The sequence below is a fragment of the Serratia sp. BNK-10 genome (assembly GCF_047456065.1).
GTDB classification, from domain to species: Bacteria; Pseudomonadota; Gammaproteobacteria; order Enterobacterales; family Enterobacteriaceae; genus Serratia; species Serratia ureilytica.
Genome location: NZ_CP179894.1, coordinates 2,592,477 through 2,612,227 on the forward strand (window position 1 = coordinate 2,592,477; position 19,751 = coordinate 2,612,227).

A 19,751-nucleotide genomic window follows, 5' to 3' on the forward strand; every position below is an offset into this window, starting at 1 on the left:
CCCCGGCAAAGTTACGGTATCGATATCAACAGGCCGATATTAAAACCGTCATTGCCACGCCGATTTTGTGACCACCGTCGCTATATTGAATAACAACCCGCCAGCAAAATTAACTCTCGTCGAGTAATTCCAACATTGATCACAGTTTAACCACCCGCATTGGCTCACTATCGCCGCATTGAAATGATACCGTTACCATAAAAATGATTCACCAGGAGGCAATATGAAAGCATTAGTGCTGGCCAAAGCGGGGGAAATCGCTATCGAGGATGTCCAACTGGCCGAAACGCTGGGGCCCGACGATGTACAGATAAAAATTCATTCCGTGGGCATCTGCGGCAGCGATGTGCACTATTACCAGCATGGCCGCATTGGCCCGTTTGTGGTCAAAGCCCCGATGGTGCTCGGCCATGAGGCCGCCGGCGTGGTGCTCGCGACAGGTGAAAACGTCACTCACCTCAGCGTCGGCGATCGCGTTTGCATGGAGCCCGGCATTCCCGACCTCAACTCGGCGCAGACGCGCGCCGGGATTTACAACCTGGACCCCGCCGTTCGCTTCTGGGCGACGCCGCCGGTGCACGGCTGTTTGCGCGAAACCGTCATCCACCCCGCCGCATTCACGTTCAAACTGCCGGACAACGTCAGTTTCGCTGAAGGCGCCATGGTTGAACCCCTGGCCATCGGCATGCAAGCGGCCACTAAAGCCGGGATCAAACCCGGCGATATCGCGCTGGTGATCGGCGCTGGGCCGATCGGCGTGGTCACCGCCCTCGCGGCGCTGGCGGGTGGCTGCTCGGACGTCATTATCTGCGACCTGTTTGACGAGAAACTCGCCGTGGCGGCCAGCTATGAAGGGCTGCACGCCGTCAATATCAAAACCGGCGACCTGGCGGGTAAAGTGGCTGCGCTCACCAGCGGCAACGGCGTCGATATCGTGTTTGAATGCAGCGGCGCAAAACCGGCTATCGCTACGCTGGCCGAACATGCGGCGCCAGGGGCGACCGCCGTGCTGGTCGGCATGCCGATCGACGCCGCGCCGATGGATATCGTCGCCGCGCAGGCCAAGGAAATCACCTTCAAGACCATTTTCCGCTACGCCAACATGTATCCGCGCACGCTGCGGCTGTTGAGCAGCGGCAAATTGCGCGTCCAACCGTTGATAAGCCAAACCTACAAATTCTCCGACAGCGTGGCCGCCTTCGAGCGCGCGGCGGCCGGACATGCCTCGGACATCAAAATCATGCTGGAAATGGAGTGATCCTATGGCGCTCTATGCTGGCATAGACTGCGGTACGCAAGGCACGAAAGTCGTGATTGTCGACAGCACACAGGGCGTGATCCTCGGTGAGGGCAGCGCCCCTCACCGCCTCATCAGCCAAGCCAATGGCCGGCGCGAACAAGAGGCCGACTGGTGGATTGAGGCGTTGGTCACCGCGTTTCACCAAGCCGTGACTAACGCCGGTATTGATGCCGGGGAAATTAACGCTCTCGGGGTCTCGGGCCAACAGCATGGATTTGTGCCGCTGGACGCAGATGGCAACGTGCTGCACAGCGTCAAGCTGTGGTGCGATACCGAAACCGCGGAGGAAAACGAACTGCTGCTGCAGCGGCTCGGCGGCGCCAAGGGCTCGCTGGACAAGCTCGGCCTGCGGCTCGCCACCGGTTATACCGCGTCAAAAATCCTTTGGTTCAAGACGCACCATCCGGCGCTCTGGGCAAAACTGCACACCGTGCTGCTGCCGCATGATTATTTGAACTTCTGGCTGACCGGGGAGCGTGTAGCGGAATATGGCGATGCTTCCGGCACCGGGCTGTTCGATGTGCGCGCCCGTAGCTGGAGTCAAGCCGCCGTCAATCTTATCGATGACAGCGGCCGTTTATGGCATGCCCTGCCGCCGCTCAAAAGCGCGGAATGCTGCATCGGCACGGTGCGCCCCTTCGCGGCGGAAAAGCTCGGCCTTGGCCCGGCAGTTCGGGTCTCGACCGGCGGCGGCGACAACATGATGGCGGCTATCGGTTCCGGCAACATCGAGGCCGGCACCGTTACCCTAAGCCTGGGCACCTCCGGCACGCTATTCGCCTGGTCCGCCGCGCCCGTCGTGGCGGAATCCGACATGATTGCCGGTTTCTGCTCCAGCACCAACGGGTGGCTGCCCTTGATATGCACCATGAATGTCACCTCGGCCACCACGGCCATGCAGACGCTGCTGGACGAAGATCTTGACGGCTTTAACCGCTTATTGGCGCAGGCGGCGCCGGGTGCCGGCGGCGTCGAGATGCTGCCGTTCTTCAACGGCGAACGCGTTCCCCCGCTGCCCCACGCGCGCGCCAGCCTGCATAACCTCGATAGCGACAATTTTACTCGCGCCAATCTCTGCCAGGCGGTGGTTGAAAGCGCCACCTACGGCCTGCGCTATGGCATCGAGCTGTTTCGCCGCCAGGGCATCGAAACGCGCGAGATCCGCCTCACCGGCGGCGGCGCCCGCAGCGCCACCTGGCGACAAATCGTCGCGGATGTGATGGGGTGCCCAGTAGTCTGCCTGAACGTCAAAGAGACCGCCGCGCTGGGCGGCGCCATTCAAGCGATGTGGGCGACGTCGTTGGCCGATCGCCCGCACCAGAACGCCGCCGGGCTCTTGGCAGAACTGTGCCAACGCTTCGTTTCCCTGGATGAAGCCACGCGCACGACGCCAAACGCCGACAGGCAAACGCAATACGAGACGCTTTATCAACGGTACCTGCAGCGTTTGCAGCGGACATACCCGGAGGTTCAATCGTGACGCGAGATCCCCATACGCAAGCCCCTGCCTATCTGCTGGAAGTCAGCGGCGTCAGGAAAGCCTTTGGCCCGGTCGTGGCGCTCAAGAACGCCGAGTTTTGCCTGCGGCGCGGATCCATCCATGCCCTGTGCGGCGGCAACGGCGCGGGGAAATCCACCTTTCTCAGCATTCTGATGGGCTTTATTCAACCCGATGGCGGCGACATTTTTATCAATGGTCAACGCTGTGAATTTCATCATCCCCGGGAAGCCCTCAATGCCGGCATCGCCATCGTGCAGCAGGAGCTGAGCGCGATCCCGGATCTGACGGTGGCCGAAAACATTTGGCTGGGCCGCGAGCCGAGACGCCTGGGTTTCGTCGACTTTGCGACACTCAACCAACGCACCACCCGTCTGCTCGAGGAACTTGATTTCAAGATCGACGCCCGAGAAAAAATGCGCAACCTGAGCGTCGCCGAGCAGCAACTGGTCGAAATCGCCAAAGCGCTGTCGCACGCCAATGCCGACATCATCATCATGGATGAACCCACCTCGGCGATTGGCGAAGAGGATGCGCAAAAAATCTTTCAGACGCTTCAGCAACTGGCGGCGAAAGGTAAAGGCATTATCTACGTCTCCCACCGTTTGTCCGAGATATTCCAAATCGCGGACAGCTACACCATTTTCCGCGACGGCGCCTATATCCATGAAGGCTATATCGCCGACATTACCCGCGAGCAGTTGATCGAACACATTATCGGCGGCGAGTACGACAGCGAGTTCGCCAAGTTCAATCAACCCGGCGAAGAGGTCTTGCTGGAGGTCAACGGCCTGTGTTGGCGCAGCAAGATAAAGGATATCAGCCTGCAACTGAAGCACGGTGAGATCCTGGGCATCTACGGCCTGGTGGGATCGGGCCGCAGCGAGTTTCTCGATCTTATCTTCGGCATTCAGCATGCCGACGCCGGCACGATTCGCTTGGGCGACAAGACGCTGAACCGCCATTCCCCGCGAGACGCCATCGATAGCGGCATTGCCTACGTGACGGAAGATCGCAAGGAAACCGGCCTGGTGCTGTGCCGTTCCGTCAGTGAGAACATCAATATCGCCTCTTTTGCCGGCATCAGCCGAATGGGGTTCGTCAGCGAGAAACGGGAGCAGGCGCGAACCCGCGACATGATCCAGCGCTTTAACGTTAAAACCCACGATGGTGAACAGCCCGTGGGCAACCTGAGCGGCGGCAACCAGCAAAAAGTGGTGCTGGGCCGCTGGGCGCTGCTGGATCCGGAGGTTTTGCTGCTCGACGAACCGACGCGCGGTATCGACGTCGGCGCCAAGAAAGAGATCTATCGATTTATGTCGGAGTTCGCCTTGCAAAACAAAGGGATCATCATGGTTTCCTCCGAGCTTTCGGAAATTATCGGCATGAGCGATCGCATCCTGGTGTTTCGTGACGGGCAGTTGGCCGGCGAGCTTTCGGCAGCCGATGCGACTCAGGCAGCACTGATGAAACTTGCGGTTTAACAGAGAGAGAAAAACAAATGAGCAGCGCCCACTCCTTATCACCAGGAATGTCATTTTTCACCCGCAATAAGCGCCGTATGCACAAATACGGCATTATCATCGCCTTCATCGCGCTGTGCCTGATCGTGGCGCTGATTGGCGAATATCAGGTCGCCCAGGGGGCCTGGAGCAGCAATTATTTTCTCAGCAATGAAAACACCCTGATCGTACTGCGCCAGGTCTCGATCAACGGCATTCTGGCGATAGGCATGACCTTCGTCATCATCACGGCAGGCGTCGATCTCTCCGTCGGCTCGGTGCTGGCGTTAAGCGGCATCGTCGCCGCCCGCTTCGCCACCAACAACAGCGGATTGGCTATCGGCGATACCGCGACCGCCGTTATGGCGCCGCTGATCGTGGCGCTGGGGATCGGCATCGTCTGCGGCCTGGTGAACGGCACCGTGTTGGCTCGCTACCGGCTGCAGCCGTTTATCGTCACCATGGGCATGCTCTCCGCGGCGCGCGGGTTAACCATGTTGACCACCAACGGCAATCCGGTATCGCAATTGAACAGCGATTTCCGCTGGTTAGGCAATGGCTATGTCGGCGGCGTTCCGGTGCCCGTCATCATCTTCATCGTGCTGTTCGCCCTCGCCTGGCTCGTGCTGAATAAAACCCTCTTCGGGCGCTACATCTACGCCGTCGGCGGCAACCCGAAAAGCGCGCGCACCTCGGGGATTAACGTCACGCGCATCAAAATACTGGTGTATACGCTGTGCGGCGCGCTGGCCGGCATCGCCGGCCTGATCCTCACCGCGCGCACCGGTTCGGCGCAAACCAACGCCGGCGCTGGGTATGAGCTGGACGCCATCGCGGCGGTGGTGATCGGCGGCACCAGCATGGCCGGCGGCGTCGGTACGCTGGTCGGCACCTTCTTCGGCGTGCTGATTATCGGGGTGATGAATAACGGCCTCGATCTGCTCGGCGTGCAATCGTACTACCAACAAATTATCAAAGGCGCATTGATCGTTCTTGCCGTCTTGCTCGACCCATCGCGTAAGCAACAGCGCGATTAATAACATCAGACCCAACTCTACCAGGAGAAAACCATGAATAAGACCAAGATAGCGTTGTTTGCCTCTGCCATGCTGTTCGGCAGCCTGTCGGCGGCTCAGGCCGCCCCGGTTAAAATCGCGGTATTGATGTACGGCAACAAAGCCGAGTTCGTGCAATTGATGGAAAGGTTCGGGAAAGAACACCCGGCGGTGAAAAGCGGCGAAGCGGTGCTGACCTTCTACGATGGGCGTTATGATGCATCGGTGCAAAACGATCAGGCCGCCACCGCTATCCAAACGCGCGCCGATGCCATTATCGTCAACCCGATGGATTTTGAGGCCAATATCGATATCGTCACTAATGCCAACGAAGCCAAAATCCCGGTGGTGGTCACCAACGCGCGCCTGAACACGGACGCGATGACGTCTGAAGTGGTGTCTAATGACGAGTTGGGGGGATACCTGGAAGCCAAAGCCGTACTGGACAAACTCGACTGCAAGAACCAGAAGGTGAACGTGGTGATTATCGAAGGCCCGAAAGGCGGCAGCGGCGAGATCCAGCGCGGCAAGGGCAATGATAAAGCGATTGCCGAGTGCGGCGCCGGCCAGGTGACCGTGCTTGAACGTAAAACGGCCAACTGGTCACGCGCTGAAGCGCAGCCGCTGATGGAAAACTGGCTGCAGAAACACCGGGGCAAAATCAACGGCGTGATTGGCCAGAACGACGAGATGGCGCTGGGCGCCATCGAAGCGATTAAAGGGGCCGGCCTGAACGTGAAAGACTTTGCCATTGCGGGCGTCGACGGCGTTTCCGACGCGATTCATGCGGTGCAGGCCGGTGAAATGGTCTCTATCCTGCAAGATGCCAAAGGCCAGATGCAGGGTTCCATCGACGTCGCGCTGCGCGCCGTGAAAGGGGAAAGTTATCAACCACAGTCGGATATCTGGAAACAGTACGCCAAAGATCTGAAATGGGAGGGCGGCACGCAGAAGCATTATTATATTCCGTGGACCGTCGTCACCGCAGAGAATGCCCAGCAACTGTTGGACGCGCGCAAGTAATGTCCGGCGCCCCCTGCCCTCAGGGGGCCTTTGTTCCGAAGCTTGCCGCAGGCAAAAAAAAGCCAGCACGGAGGGGCTGGCTAAAAAGTTCTTCGAGGGAATATCTTGTGTGATAAACATACGCCTTTCGCCGCACGCTTTACTAGCTATCAGTGCGATAGGCGCTGCCCGTTAAAATCAACGCCTGCATATCGGCGAACATCGTTTCCCATTCCGTCTGGTCGATATCCATCAAACCAAAGTAACGCAGCATAAAGGCGCCTTCGGTGGCGAGAAACGCCAGGCGCGCACGCTTGCCTTCTTCCGTCGTCAAATCCAAACCGGCGATGCGGCTGCGGTACCATTCGCGCGTGCTCGCCAGATGCTCCGGCGTTTGAATCAGCGTCGCCATCAACCCGGCGGCCTTGGCGCTGGCGGTCTGATCCGAACTTTGGGTAGCCAACATATGCGCCCGCACGCCGGTCTGCGGCGAAGGATCGTCGCCGGCGATCTCCGCGAACAGCGTTTCATAGGCGCTGCCCCAGCGATCGAACATCGCGTCAATCAGGGCGTCTTTGCTGCCGAAGCAATACTGCACCCCGCCCTTGGAGATCCCCATCGCTTTGGCGACGGCGTCGATGGTCAAACCGGCGGCGCCCTGGGTGGCGACGATCTCTTCGGCGGTGTCCAAAACCTTGTCGCGATCGATGCTGCGTTGACGTCCCATTAAGAAACCCTTCTTTTCAATACGAACGTATGGATATATATTATCACCAGTATACCACCCGGCATCGCCGGAGGGTTACCGCAATGGCGGCGCCTTCGCGCCGCCCACGTAAACTGGATTATGACTTATGTACGCCAAGAACCGCTGGTTGATCCTGACGATGGTCGCCAGCGCCCTTTTCCTGATTGTTATCGACATGACAGTGCTCTATACCGCTCTGCCACGTTTAACCCAGGCGCTGGACGCCAGCGCCTCGCAAAAACTCTGGATCGTCAACGCCTACCCGCTGGTGGTCGCCGGGCTGCTGCCCGGCGCCGGCATGCTGAGCGATCGCGTCGGCCATAAACGGCTGTTTCTCGCCGGGCTGCCGGTGTTTGCCGTCGCTTCGCTGTGCGCCGCGTTTTCGCCAACCGCCGAATGGCTGATCGCTGCACGGGTGTTCCTCGCCGTTGGCGCGGCAATGATGATGCCCGCCACGCTGTCCATCGTGCGCCACGTCTTTACCGACGAACGCGAACGCGCGCTGGCGATCGGCATCTGGGCTTCAGTGGCCTCGGGCGGCGCGGCCATCGGCCCGGTGGTCGGCGGCCTGCTGCTGGAGTATTTCTGGTGGGGATCGGTGTTCCTGATCAACGTACCGGTGGTGTTGCTGGTCTGGCCGCTGGCGTGGAAACTGATCCCCCGCTGCGGCGGCGATAACCCGCGCCCCGCCGATATCGTCGGCTCGGTGCAGATCATGATCGGTCTGGTCGGCGCTATCTATGCGCTGAAGGAACTGAGTAAGCCGGCGCCTGACGTCAGCGCGTTGCTCGCAGCGGCCCTGATCGGCATCCTGTTCCTGGCGCTGTTCGTGCGTCGCCAGCAGCGCAGCGCCCACCCGATGATCGATTTCTCCCTGTTTCGCAACCGGCTGTTCGCCGGCGGCATCGGCGTGGCGCTGCTGTCGATGGTGGCCCTGATCGGCGTCGAGCTGGTGCTCAGCCAGCGATTGCAACTGGTGCTCGGCCTCAGTCCGCTGCAGGCGGCGCTGTTTATTTTGCCGATCCCGCTGGCCTCGGCGCTGGCGGGGCCGATGGCCGGTTTACTGTTGCCGCGCTATGGCGAACGCAGCATCATCCTCGGCGGTTTCGCCCTGACCGCCTTCGGCATCGCCGCCCTCGCCCTGTTGTATCAAAGCAGCATGGCGCTGCAGCTGGTGAGCCTGGCGTTGGTGGGCTTTGGTCTCGGCGGCGTGATCACCGCCGCGTCCACCGCCATCATGCTGAACGCGCCGGAGGAGAAATCCGGCATGGCGGCCTCTATCGAAGACGTCTCCTACGAGCTGGGCGGCGTACTGGGCGTGACGTTGCTCGGCGGGCTGATGACGGCGGTCTACAGCCATAGTCTGGCGCTGCCGGCGGAGCTGCCGGTCAGCGAGTTGGCCTACGACAGCATCGACGAGGCGTTGCGCCTGGCGGCCGGGATGGCGGCCGATCGCGCGCAGCAGCTGACGCAGTTGGCCCGTTTGGCCTTCGATCGCGCGTTTATCATGGTGCTGATCGCCGCCGCGCTGTTAATGGCGCTGGGCGCCGGCGTGGTAAAACTGGCGCTGCGCAAGTAACCGATAAAAGCGGCTTTTTTCGCCTGCGGATCCTGCGTAAACTGATTCGGCAATTTGCTCGACGGATTTATCGTCATCGGTTTGAGCGATGGCAATGATGCCTGTTATCGTGTTTAACCCTGCGATAAATCCGGTTACTGTAACAGCTATGGAAATTGATTCTGTCTACCCTTGGAACGAATAATCAGGAGAAGATTATTATGGCAACGGCGAAGAAAGCAGCGAAAACCCATATCGGCCTCGACAGTAAACAATCGGCAAAACTCGCCGAAGCGCTAAATGCGCTGTTGGCGAATTATCAGGTGCTGTATATGAATGTGCGCGGCTATCACTGGAATATTACCGGCCCGCAATTCTTTGAGCTGCACGCGAAATTCGAAGAAACTTACAACGATCTGCTGACCAAGGTGGATGAGCTGGCGGAACGCATTCTGACGCTGGGCTCGCAGCCGCGCCACGCTTACAGCGACTATCTGAAAACCGCCGATATCAAGGAACACACCAATGTGACCGATGATAAGGGCACGCTGCGCGGCCTGTTGGAAGGGTATTCAATCTTGCTGCAACAGCAGCGTGAACTGCTGACGGTCGCGGCGGACGCCGGCGACGAAGGCACCGCGTCGCTGATGAGCGATTACATCAAAGAGCAGGAAAAACAGGTCTGGATGCTTAACGCCTACCTCGGCAAATAAACCCAGGCGCCATAACAAAACAGTCCCTCACGGGACTGTTTTCGTTTTACCACTCGCAGGATACCGCAAACAGCAGCGCGCGCCGATGCTGATCGTCCAGGCGACGGCGCACCCGGATAATATGGCGATTGCTGCAAGACTGGCGCTCCAGCCAACGATGCCGACGGCGTTGGCTCTGCCGCAACATTCGCCAACGGCCCACTTCATTTCTACTGCGTCTCATAATTCCGTCACTCGTTCGTCTAATGCCAACCGCGGGCATTATAGCCCTTTCAGCCCGCGATCCAAGTCGCCGTTATCGGCGACATCTCAGGCGCCGCGCCGCTAAAAGCCGCCCTTTCGGTTTCGGCAAGTGCCTTAACTTCATCATATTTATGTAACATAAGCGCCGATAAAAGGTTTCGCCTTGACCGATCTGTGCGTACACTCATCATTGGTGGTTTGCGAACGGGATTTTTCGCCTTTATGACAACATTTTATACCGTAATCAGTTGGCTCATGGTGTTCGGCTACTGGCTGCTGATCGCCGGCGTGACGATGCGCATTTTGATGAAACGCCGTGCGGTTCCCTCTGCCATGGCCTGGTTGCTGGTTATCTATATTCTGCCGCTGTTCGGCATCGTCGCCTATTTATCGTTCGGCGAGCTGCATCTGGGCAAGCGCCGGGCCGAGCGCGCCAAGGCCATGTGGCCGTCGACCGCGCGCTGGCTGAAAGAGCTGAAAGAGAGTCGCCGCATCTTCGCCACCGAATACAGTAAAGTCGCCGAACCGCTGTTCCAGCTGTGCAACCGCCGCCAGGGCATCGACGGCGTCAAGGGCAACCAGCTGCAGTTGCTCACCACCACCGACGACACGCTGAAAGCGCTGATCCGCGATATCGAGCTGGCGCGCCACAACATCGAAATGGTGTTCTATATCTGGCAGCCCGGCGGCCTGGTCGATCAGGTGGCCGAATCGCTGATGGCCGCCGCGCGGCGCGGCGTACACTGCCGTCTGATGCTGGACTCCGCCGGCAGCCTGCAATTTTTCCGCAGCCCCTACCCGGCGATGATGCGCAACGCCGGCATCGAAGTGGTCGAAGCGCTGAAGGTCAACCTGCTGCGCGTATTCCTGCGCCGCATGGATCTGCGCCAGCACCGCAAGGTGGTGCTGATCGACAACTACATCGCCTATACCGGCAGCATGAACATGGTCGATCCACGCTATTTCAAACAGGATGCGGGCGTCGGTCAATGGATCGATCTGATGGCGCGCATGGAAGGCCCGGTGGCCACCACCATGGGCATCGTCTATGCCTGCGACTGGGAAATTGAAACCGGCAAGCGCATTTTGCCGCCGCCGCCGGACGTCAACATCATGCCGTTCGAGCAGGAAAGCGGCCACACCATTCAGGTGATCGCCTCCGGCCCCGGCTTCCCCGAGGAAATGATCCACCAGGCGCTGCTGACCGCGGTTTATTCCGCGCGCGAACAGCTGATCATGACCACGCCGTACTTCGTGCCGAGCGACGATCTGCTGCACGCCATCTGCACCGCCGCTCTGCGCGGCGTCGAGGTCAGCATCATCGTGCCGCGCGACAACGATTCGATGATGGTGCGCTGGGCCAGCCGGGCGTTCTTCTCCGAGCTGCTGGAAGCCGGCGTGAAAATCTATCAGTTCGAAGGCGGCCTGCTGCATACCAAGAGCGTGCTGGTCGACGGCCAGCTCAGCCTGGTCGGCACCGTCAATCTGGATATGCGCAGCCTGTGGCTGAATTTCGAAATCACCCTGGTGATCGACGACGACGGCTTCGGCAGCGATCTGGCCTGCGTGCAGGAAGATTACATCGCTCGCTCCAAGCTGCTGAACGCCAAAGAGTGGCTGAAGCGGCCGTTCTGGCACCGCCTGGTCGAGCGCCTGTTCTACTTTTTCAGCCCGTTGCTGTAAAAGCCGCGGCGAGCGTGCTTTAATAGCGCCAAATCATTTGTTATCAGGATTTTTTTATGGATTTGAATAACCGCCTTACCGAAGACGAAACGCTGGAACAGGCCTACGACATCTTCCTCGAATTGGCCGGCGACAATCTGGATCCGGCGGATATTCTGCTGTTCAATCTGCAGTTTGAAGAGCGCGGCGGCGCAGAACTGTACGACCCCTCCGAAGACTGGAGCGAGCACGTGGATTACGACCTGAACCCGGACTTCTTCGCCGAAGTGGTGATCGGTCTGGCGGACAGCGACGGCGAGCCGATCAACGACGTGTTCGCCCGCGTGCTGATCTGCCGCGAGAAAGACCACAAGCTGTGCCACATTCTGTGGAAAGAGTGATTCACTGCTAACGTTTCGGATAAAAAAAGCCCCGCTGAATAAGCGGGGCTTTTTGTTGCCGGCTAGCGGCGCATTACAGCGGATCGACCTTCAGGCACGAAACCGCATGGCGGAAACTGCCCTCCAGCAGCGGGCGCGTCTTGGCGCACTCCGGCCCGGCGATCGGGCAGCGGGTGCGGAACACGCAGCCGGACGGCGGGTTGATCGGCGAAGGCAGCTCCCCTTCCAACAGCTGGATCTGCTTTTCCTTCTCCTTGTCCGGATCCGGGATCGGCACCGCCGACATCAGCGCCTTGGTGTAAGGGTGCTGCGGATTGTGGTACACCTCGTCATAGGTGCCCAGCTCCACCGCATGGCCCAGATACATCACCAGCACGCGATCGGAAATGTGCTTCACCACCGCCAAATCGTGGGCGATAAAGATCAATGACAGCCCCATTTCGCGCTGCAGCTGCTGCAGCAGGTTCACCACCTGCGCCTGAATCGACACGTCCAACGCGGAGACCGGCTCGTCGCAGATCACCAGCTTCGGTTCGAGGATAAGCGCGCGCGCGATGCCGATACGCTGGCACTGGCCGCCGGAGAACTCGTGCGGATAACGGTTGATCAGATTAGGCAGCAGGCCGACCTTCAGCATCATCGCCTTGACCTTGTCCTTCACTTCCTGACGCGGCATTTTCGGGTAGTAGGTACGCAGCGGCTCGGCGATGATTTCACCGATGGTCATGCGCGGGTTGAGCGAAGCCAGCGGATCCTGGAAGATCATCTGGATATCGCTGCGGGTTTTGCGCCAGTCGGCGTCGCTCATGCCCAGCAGATCTTTACCCAGCCAGGCGACGCGCCCGCTGGTGGCCTTCACCAGGCCGATGATGGCGCGCGCGAAGGTGGATTTGCCGCAGCCGGATTCGCCGACCACGCCCAGGGTTTCCCCCTCGAACAGCCGCAGCGTAACGCCGTCGACCGCCTTCAGGGTTTTCGGCGGCTGCCAGAACCACTGCTTGTCGTCATGAATGTCGAAATGCACTTTCAGATCGGCCACTTCGAGCAGCACTTTCTTGTCGGTTACTGCTGTCATACCAACGCCTCCACCGGTTTAAAGCAGGCGCGCAGGCGCCCTTCCCCAAATTGCTCCAACGGTGGAGCGCTCGCGCACTGTTCCATGGCGTACGGGCAGCGCGGCTGGAACGGGCAGCCTTTCGGCAACCGCAGCAGGTTCGGCGGGTTGCCGGGAATGGTCAGCAACGCCTCGCCTTCGGCGTCGAGACGCGGCACCGCGTTCAACAGACCGATGGAATACGGGTGGCTCGGCTGGTAGAACACCTCGCGCGCGCTGCCGTATTCCATGGTACGCCCGGCGTACATCACCAGCACCTTGTTGCAGATGCCGGCCACCACGCCCAGATCGTGGGTGATCATGATGATGGCGGTGTTGAACTCGCGCTTCAGCTCGTTGAGCAACGTCATGATCTGCGCCTGGACGGTCACGTCCAGCGCGGTGGTCGGTTCATCGGCGATCAGCAGCTTCGGCCGGCACAGCAGCGCCATGGCGATCATCACGCGCTGGCGCATGCCGCCGGAAAACTCGTGCGGGTACATGCGCATGCGCTTGCGCGCTTCCGGCATTTTCACCGCGTCAAGCATGCGTACCGACTCTTCGAAGGCTTCGCTTTTACTCATTTTCTTATGCAGCATCAGCACTTCCATCAGCTGTTCGCCAACGCGCATATAAGGGTTCAGCGAGGTCATCGGGTCCTGGAAGATCATCGAGATTTCCTCGGCCCGCAGTTTGTTGAGCTGATTTTCCGGCAGGTTGAGGATTTCACGGCCGTTGAATTTGGCCGAGCCGCCGATGCGGCCATTGCTGGCCAGCAGCCCCATCAGGGCGAACGCGGTCTGCGATTTGCCGGAGCCGGATTCACCGACGATGCCCAGCGTTTCACCGGCGCGCAGATCGAAGTTCAGATCGTTCACCGCCGTCACGTCGCCGTCCGGGGTGGAAAACGTGACGCGCAGGTCTTTCACGTCCAGCAGCGGCGACGATTTGACGCCGGCGGCGGTTTGCAGTTGAGGATGTTCAATGGTGCTCATGGTTGCACTCCTTAACGATCTTTCGGGTCGAGGGCGTCACGCAGGCCATCGCCGATAAAGTTGAAACAGAACAGAGTGACGACCAGGAAACCCGCCGGGAACAGCAGCAACCACGGTGAAACTTCCATTGAGTTGGCGCCGTCGCTGAGCAATGCGCCCCAGCTGCTCAACGGTTCCTGCGTGCCCAGCCCCAGGAAGCTGAGGAAGGATTCGAACAGGATCATGCTCGGCACCAGCAGCGAGGCATACACCACCACCACGCCGAGCACGTTAGGCACGATATGCCGCAGCACGATATTGCGCGTGGAGACGCCGCACACCAGCGCCGCTTCGATGAACTCCTTGCGCTTCAGGCCAAGGGTTTGCCCGCGCACGATACGCGCCATATCCAGCCACGACACCATGCCGATCGCCACGAAGATCAGCAGGATATTCTGACCAAAGAAGGTCACCAGCAGGATAACGAAGAACATGAACGGGAAGGAGTTGAGGATCTCCAGCAGGCGCATCATCACCGAGTCGACCTTACCGCCCAGATAGCCGGACATCGCGCCGTACAGGGTGCCCACCACTACCGCCACCAGCGCGGCGGCCACGCCGACCATCAGCGAGATGCGCCCGCCGATCGCCACGCGCACCAGCAGATCACGCCCGGAGGAGTCGGTGCCGAAGTAGTGCCCCGATTCCATGCTCGGCGCGGCGGACATCATCGCCCAATCCGTATCGTCGTAGGCAAATTGCGACAGCATCGGCGCCAGCACCACAAACAGCGTGATCAGCGCCAGAATGAACAGGCTGCCGACCGCCGCGCGGTTGTGCATAAAGCGCCGACGCGCGTCTTGCCACAGGCTGCGCCCTTCCACTTCCAGCTTCTCGCTGAAGTGCTCCAGAGCTTCGCTGTTCTTTTTAGTCAACATCATTCGCGTGCTCCAGATTAATAACGGATTTTCGGATCGATGACCGCATACAGCACATCGACGATCGCGTTGAACAGAATGGTCAGAGCGCCCACCAGAATGGTCAGGCTCAACACCAGGGAGTAGTCGCGGTTCAGCGCGCCGTTAACGAACAGCTGGCCGATCCCCGGCAGACCGTAGATGGTTTCGATCACCATCGAGCCGGTGATGATCCCGACGAACGCCGGGCCCATGTAGGACAGTACCGGCAGCAGCGCCGGCTTCAGCGCGTGGCGGAAAATGATGCGGCGCATCGGCAAACCTTTGGCGCGCGCGGTGCGAATGAAGTTGGAGTGCAACACTTCAATCATCGAGCCGCGCGTGATACGGGCGATGCTGGCGATATAGGCCAGCGACAGCGCCACCATCGGCAAGATGATGAACTTAGGTGCGCCGCCGTTCCAGCCGCCGCCCGGCAGCCATTTCAACGTAATCGCGAAGATCAGCACCAAGAGCGGCGCCACCACGAAACTGGGTATCACCACCCCGGTCATGGCGAACCCCATCACCGTATAGTCCCATTTGGTGTTTTGATTCAACGCCGCGATCACGCCGGCGCTAACGCCCAGCACCACCGCCAACAGAAACGCGGCCAGGCCGAGCTTGGCGGACACCGGGAAAGAACTGGCCACCAAATCGTTGACCGAATAGTCCTTGTATTTAAAGGACGGGCCGAAGTCTCCCTGCGCAAGCTGCGCCAGATAATGACCGTACTGTTTCCAGATCGGGTCGTTCAAATGGTATTTGGCTTCGATATTCGCCATGACTTCCGGCGGTAATGCGCGTTCCCCGGTAAATGGACTGCCGGGCGCGAGGCGCATCATGAAAAATGAGATGGTAATAAGGATAAATAGTGTCGGGATCGCTTCCAACAAGCGACGAAGTATAAATTTCAGCATTGCCCTAACCCTGTGCGACAGCCTGATGACGGCTTATTATTCTCAACATGGGCCGGCGGCCTGCGCCGCCGGCTCTTACCGTATCAATGCTTGATGATGTACAGGTTCTTGTCGTACACGTTATCAAGCGGGTCTTTGCCGGTGTAGCCACCGACGTAAGGTTTCACCAAACGGGCGTTCACGTAGTAATACAGCGGAACGATGGCGGAATCTTTATCCAGCTGAACTTCCGCTTTCTGATACAGATCGGCGCGCTCGTCTTTGGTCTTCGCGGTCAACACGTTGGCCATCAGCTTGTCGAACTCGGCGCTCTTGTAGTGCGGGGTGTTACTGCTGCTGTCGGACAGCATCATGTTCAGGAACGAACTCGGTTCGTTGTAGTCGGCGCACCAGCCGGCGCGCGATACGTCATAGGTGCCCTGATGGCGGGTATCCAGGAAGGTTTTCCACTCCTGGTTCACCAGCTTCACGTCCACGCCCAGGTTTTTCTTCCAGATGGAGGCGGCGGCGATCGCCAGCTTCTTGTGCAAGTCGGAGGTGTTGTACAGCAGGGAGAAGGTCAGCGGTTTACCCGGGCCGTAGCCGGCGTCCGCCAGCAGTTTCTTCGCCACTTCGTTGCGTTTTTCCTGCGTCCAGCCGAACCACTCCGGCGGGGTCAGCTTGGCGCCGTCGGTGTATGGCGGCGTAAAGCTGTAGGCCGGCAGATCGCCCTGGTTTTTCACCTTGTTGACGATGATGTCGCGGTCCATGCCCAGCTTCAGCGCTTCACGCACGCGCGCATCGGTGAACGGCGCCTTCTGGTTGTTGATTTCGTAATAGTAGGTGCACAGATAAGGATCGACGTGCACCTCTTTCGGGATCTCTTTCTTCAACTTCTGGAACAGTTCGATCGGCATGTTGTTGTAGGTCATGTCGATTTCACCGGTGCGGTAGCGGTTAACGTCGGTCACTTCCGACGAAATAGGCAGGAACGTCACTTTATTGATGATGGTTTTGGCGTTATCCCAGTATTCCGGGTTACGTTCCAGTACGATGCGTTCGTTGACAACCCAGTCTTTCAGTTTGTAGGCGCCGTTGCTGACGTAGTTGGCCGGCAGCGTCCACTTCTCGCCAAACTTCTCTACCGCGTCCTTATAGACCGGTTTCATGGCGTAGTGTGGGGTCATTTCAACCAGATAAGGCACCGGCTCGCTCAGGGTCACCTGGAAGGTGTGGTCGTCGATGGCCTTCACGCCCAGCGTCGACTTGTCTTTTTTACCGGCGATGATGTCATCGACATTTTCTACGTGGGCGTACTGCAGGTAGCTGGCGTAAGGCGACGCGGTTTTCGGATCCACCACGCGCTGCCAGCTGTAAACGAAATCTTGCGCCGTCACCGGCTTGCCGTTGGACCATTTGGCGTCTTTACGCAGGTGGAAGGTCCAGACTTTGAAATCCTTGTTATCCCAGCTTTCCGCGACGCCCGGCACGATGGAACCGTCCGGGCTGTTGTTCGCCAGGCCTTCCATCAGATCGCGGGTCACGTTGTTTTCCGGCACGCCCTCGATTTTATGCGGGTCAAGCGACTGCACTTCGGAACCGTTGTTTTTGACGATTTCTTGCTTGTCGGCCAGTTGCACGCCTGCAGGAACGTCGGCCGCGAAGGCGGAGGTGGTTGCTGTGATGCCGAGCGCGGCGATGACGCCGGCGGCAATGAGGGTTTTCTTCGTGATGTTGGTCATACTTATCGACTCCAGTTTTTTATTATCACAGGCTCTTCGTGGAACCTGCGTTGCCCGTAAGCGGACTCTGTTTTCCCGCCGCTGCGGAACGAATGCGGCGGCGGGCCTTCCCCATATTCCCCTGCGGTTCAGCGTGAGGAATACCCCTTTTACTGCTTGATGATGTACAGATTTTTAACGTCGGTATAGTCCAGCGGATCTTTGCCGGTGAACCCGCCTACCGTCGGTTTGATCAAACGCGCACTGACGCGGTAATACACCGGAATCAATGCGGAGTCTTTGTCCAACTGCGTTTCCGCCTGTTGGTAGAGCGCGGCGCGCGCGGCTTCATCCGGCGCCTTCAGCGTGGCGGCCATGATGGCGTCGAACGCCGGGCTCTTGTAAAACACGGTGTTGATGCTGCTGTTGGACAGCACCAGGTTCAGGAAGGCGCTCGGCTCGTTGTAATCCCCGCACCAGGTGGCGCGCGCCACGTCGTACTGCCCCTGATGGCGGCTTTCCAGCGAGGTCTTCCACTCCTGGTTGCGCAGCGTGACGTCGGCGCCGAGGTTCTTCTTCCACATCGATGCGGCGGCGATCGCCTGCTGTTTGTTTTGATCGGAGGTGTTGTACAGCAGCGAGAACTTCAGCGGCTTGGCGGCGCTGTAACCCGCTTCCGCCAGCAGTTTTTTGGCTTCGGCGTTGCGCTGTTCCTGGCTCCAGCCGGCCCACGCGGGCTGCGTGAAGTTGGCGCCTTCGGTGAAGGTCGGCGTGAAGCTGTAGGCCGGGATCTGCCCCTGGCCCATGATTTTGTTGGCGATAATGTCGCGATCCAGCGTCATCTTCACCGCCGCACGCACCCGCGGATCGGTGAACGGCGCCCGCTGGTTATTGAGTTCGTAATAGAAAGTGCACAGATAAGGGTTAACGTGCAGTTGCTCGGGCACTTCGCGCTTCATTTTGACGTACAGGTACGGCGGAATGGCGCTGTTGGTGATATCGATTTCGCCGCTGCGGAAGCGATTGACGTCGCTGACTTCAGAAGCGATCGGCAGGAAGGTCGCCTGGTTGATCACCGTCTGCTTGTTATTCCAGTAGCTCGGGCTGCGCTCCAGCACAATGCGCTCGTTCACCACCCACTCTTTCAGGCGGTAAGCGCCGTTGCCGACATAGTTGGCGGGCAGCGTCCATTTATCGCCGAATTTCTCCACCACTGCGCGTTTGACCGGTTTGAGCGACGTGTGGCTCAGCATGCTGATGAAATACGGCACCGGTTCGCTCAGGGTCACCTGCAGCGTTTGATCGTCCAGCGCCTTAACGCCGAGAGTCTGCGGGCTCTTTTTGCCGGTCAGGATGTCGTCGATATTCTCGACTTTGGTGTACTGCAGGTAACTGGCGTAGGGAGAAGCGATCTTCGGATCGGCCAGGCGCTGCCAACTGTAGACGAAGTCTTGCGCGGTGACCGGGCTGCCGTCGCTCCACACCGCGCCGGGGCGCAGGTGGAAGGTCCACTGCCGATAATCCTGGTTTTCCCAGCTCGCCGCCGCCGCCGGTACCACATGCCCGTTGGCGTCGGTGCTCACCAGCCCTTCCAGCAGGTTAAGAATGATATTGCTTTCGGGCACGCCCTCGACCTTATGCGGATCCAATGAAGCCACTTCGCTGCCGTTGTTGATGACAATATTCTGCTGCTGCGCCAATTGGACGCCGGCCGGAACCTCTGCCGCCAAACTGCTATTTACGGCAATGACGCTCAACGCGCCGCTAATCAACAAGGTCAAAGAAGTGCGCTTCAGGGTTTGCTGCATAATCGAGGCTCCTTTTCACCGACAAGCATCGCTTATCGAAGTTTGTGAAGTGTTTATAAGAATTCTAAATAAACGGATACCAGCAAAAATCATTCCCGTTTTTATGGCGCATTTCAGTTAATTGACCACGGGAAAGTTGCTCGGAAATTAGCAGAAGCCAAATTCCATAGCCAATAAATTTTACAAAAATGTTAAGCAATTCTCTTTTATCGCACCAAGCCCGATCCGGCCCTTGTGATGAAGGGCAAAGGAAAACATGAAAACAACCTTGATTTTAAAGGAGAAAACTCAAAATTAGTTTCATTTGAAACTGTCGACGCAATCCCATTGCCGCACAAAGAAACATTCAGTTAACAAACCAGCCATTCAAAGAACAAACACCTGCCTACAGGCGGTTAATCACTAATAACACCTGGATGAAAGTGAGACAAGCCCCACAGAATGATGTGATTAATTTAACAACAGCTTTACCGTTTAACGAGGAGAAAACGCGCGGAAATGGGGAAAGAAAAGTGTCTGAAATAACGCTTAGCGTTTTTTTTAAGCAGCAACATGAGATTTATGCAACATAAGAGTGCAATGGCATAAATTTTATTCATCTTGTGCACTATAATAATG

17 protein-coding genes are annotated in these 19,751 nt (G+C 58.6%); 9 read left to right on the top strand and 8 right to left on the bottom strand.

The features are described 5' to 3' along the window. Positions 1-223: 223 nt before the first annotated feature. From ACMGG9_RS12600 to ACMGG9_RS12620, 5 genes are read left to right on the top strand one after another with little or no spacing between them, the layout of a single operon-like run. Complete coding sequence (locus tag ACMGG9_RS12600; protein WP_046687216.1) at positions 224-1,258, top strand: NAD(P)-dependent alcohol dehydrogenase; 1,035 nt, start codon at positions 224-226, stop codon at positions 1,256-1,258. A gap of 4 nt (positions 1,259-1,262) precedes the next feature. Continuing rightward, positions 1,263-2,780, top strand: a complete 1,518-nt coding sequence (gene xylB / locus ACMGG9_RS12605) for a xylulokinase (protein ID WP_414162256.1) — start codon at positions 1,263-1,265, stop codon at positions 2,778-2,780. After that, complete coding sequence (locus tag ACMGG9_RS12610; RefSeq protein WP_373270270.1) at positions 2,774-4,282, top strand: sugar ABC transporter ATP-binding protein; 1,509 nt, start codon at positions 2,774-2,776, stop codon at positions 4,280-4,282. Before xylB ends, ACMGG9_RS12610 begins: the two co-directional genes overlap by 7 nt. A 17-nt stretch (positions 4,283-4,299) precedes the next feature. Then, complete coding sequence (locus tag ACMGG9_RS12615) at positions 4,300-5,337, top strand: ABC transporter permease (RefSeq protein WP_197752024.1); 1,038 nt, start codon at positions 4,300-4,302, stop codon at positions 5,335-5,337. 33 nt (positions 5,338-5,370) lie between these two features. Beyond that, positions 5,371-6,378, top strand: coding sequence for a substrate-binding domain-containing protein (locus tag ACMGG9_RS12620; protein ID WP_033643292.1), 1,008 nt, complete (start codon positions 5,371-5,373; stop codon positions 6,376-6,378). A gap of 142 nt (positions 6,379-6,520) precedes the next feature. On the opposite strand, the gene ACMGG9_RS12625 is transcribed toward ACMGG9_RS12620, so the two are convergent. Beyond that, positions 6,521-7,084, bottom strand: a complete 564-nt coding sequence (locus ACMGG9_RS12625; protein ID WP_108680888.1) for a TetR/AcrR family transcriptional regulator — start codon at positions 7,082-7,084, stop codon at positions 6,521-6,523. Positions 7,085-7,211: 127 nt separating this feature from the next. On the opposite strand from ACMGG9_RS12625, the gene smfY reads away from it, so the two are divergent. Together smfY and ACMGG9_RS12635 are read left to right on the top strand one after the other, a co-directional pair. Continuing rightward, the gene (gene smfY, locus ACMGG9_RS12630) at positions 7,212-8,684 is read left to right on the top strand and encodes a multidrug efflux MFS transporter SmfY (protein WP_072627535.1); all 1,473 of its coding nucleotides are present in this window, start codon (positions 7,212-7,214) and stop codon (positions 8,682-8,684) included. Between the two features lie 200 nt (positions 8,685-8,884). Next, positions 8,885-9,376: a Dps family protein gene (locus ACMGG9_RS12635; protein WP_019452735.1), complete on the top strand. Its 492-nt coding sequence runs from the start codon at positions 8,885-8,887 to the stop codon at positions 9,374-9,376. A 46-nt stretch (positions 9,377-9,422) separates the two neighbouring features. Here ACMGG9_RS12635 and ACMGG9_RS12640 read toward each other — a convergent pair whose 3' ends face one another. Then, positions 9,423-9,599, bottom strand: a complete 177-nt coding sequence (locus tag ACMGG9_RS12640) for a YciY family protein (RefSeq protein ID WP_025159792.1) — start codon at positions 9,597-9,599, stop codon at positions 9,423-9,425. 242 nt (positions 9,600-9,841) lie between these two features. Here ACMGG9_RS12640 and cls point away from each other — a divergent pair, with 242 nt between their 5' ends. Both cls and ACMGG9_RS12650 read left to right on the top strand, forming a co-directional pair. Beyond that, positions 9,842-11,302, top strand: coding sequence for a cardiolipin synthase (gene cls / locus ACMGG9_RS12645; RefSeq protein ID WP_033643295.1), 1,461 nt, complete (start codon positions 9,842-9,844; stop codon positions 11,300-11,302). Positions 11,303-11,358: 56 nt separating this feature from the next. Next, positions 11,359-11,682 carry an HI1450 family dsDNA-mimic protein gene (locus ACMGG9_RS12650; RefSeq protein WP_004932139.1) on the top strand — a complete coding sequence of 108 codons (324 nt, stop codon included), beginning with the start codon at positions 11,359-11,361 and terminating at the stop codon, positions 11,680-11,682. A 73-nt stretch (positions 11,683-11,755) separates the two neighbouring features. Here the strand turns inward: ACMGG9_RS12650 and oppF are convergent, their stop codons facing one another. The 6 genes from oppF to ACMGG9_RS12680 all read right to left on the bottom strand — a co-directional run bounded on the left by oppF (position 11,756) and on the right by ACMGG9_RS12680 (position 19,133). Further along, complete coding sequence (gene oppF / locus ACMGG9_RS12655; protein ID WP_019452737.1) at positions 11,756-12,757, bottom strand: murein tripeptide/oligopeptide ABC transporter ATP binding protein OppF; 1,002 nt, start codon at positions 12,755-12,757, stop codon at positions 11,756-11,758. Further along, complete coding sequence (locus ACMGG9_RS12660; RefSeq protein ID WP_089191882.1) at positions 12,754-13,770, bottom strand: ABC transporter ATP-binding protein; 1,017 nt, start codon at positions 13,768-13,770, stop codon at positions 12,754-12,756. The genes oppF and ACMGG9_RS12660 overlap by 4 nt, the downstream gene beginning before the upstream one ends. 11 nt (positions 13,771-13,781) lie before the next feature. Beyond that, complete coding sequence (gene oppC / locus ACMGG9_RS12665) at positions 13,782-14,690, bottom strand: oligopeptide ABC transporter permease OppC (RefSeq protein ID WP_033643297.1); 909 nt, start codon at positions 14,688-14,690, stop codon at positions 13,782-13,784. Between the two features lie 14 nt (positions 14,691-14,704). Further along, on the bottom strand, positions 14,705-15,625 hold the full coding sequence (gene oppB / locus ACMGG9_RS12670) for an oligopeptide ABC transporter permease OppB (protein WP_004932150.1): 921 nt from the start codon (positions 15,623-15,625) through the stop codon (positions 14,705-14,707). Positions 15,626-15,708: 83 nt separating this feature from the next. Further along, on the bottom strand, positions 15,709-17,346 hold the full coding sequence (oppA, locus tag ACMGG9_RS12675; protein ID WP_033643298.1) for an oligopeptide ABC transporter substrate-binding protein OppA: 1,638 nt from the start codon (positions 17,344-17,346) through the stop codon (positions 15,709-15,711). Positions 17,347-17,495: 149 nt separating this feature from the next. Further along, positions 17,496-19,133 carry an ABC transporter substrate-binding protein gene (locus tag ACMGG9_RS12680; RefSeq protein ID WP_033650226.1) on the bottom strand — a complete coding sequence of 546 codons (1,638 nt, stop codon included), beginning with the start codon at positions 19,131-19,133 and terminating at the stop codon, positions 17,496-17,498. Positions 19,134-19,751: the final 618 nt, after the last annotated feature.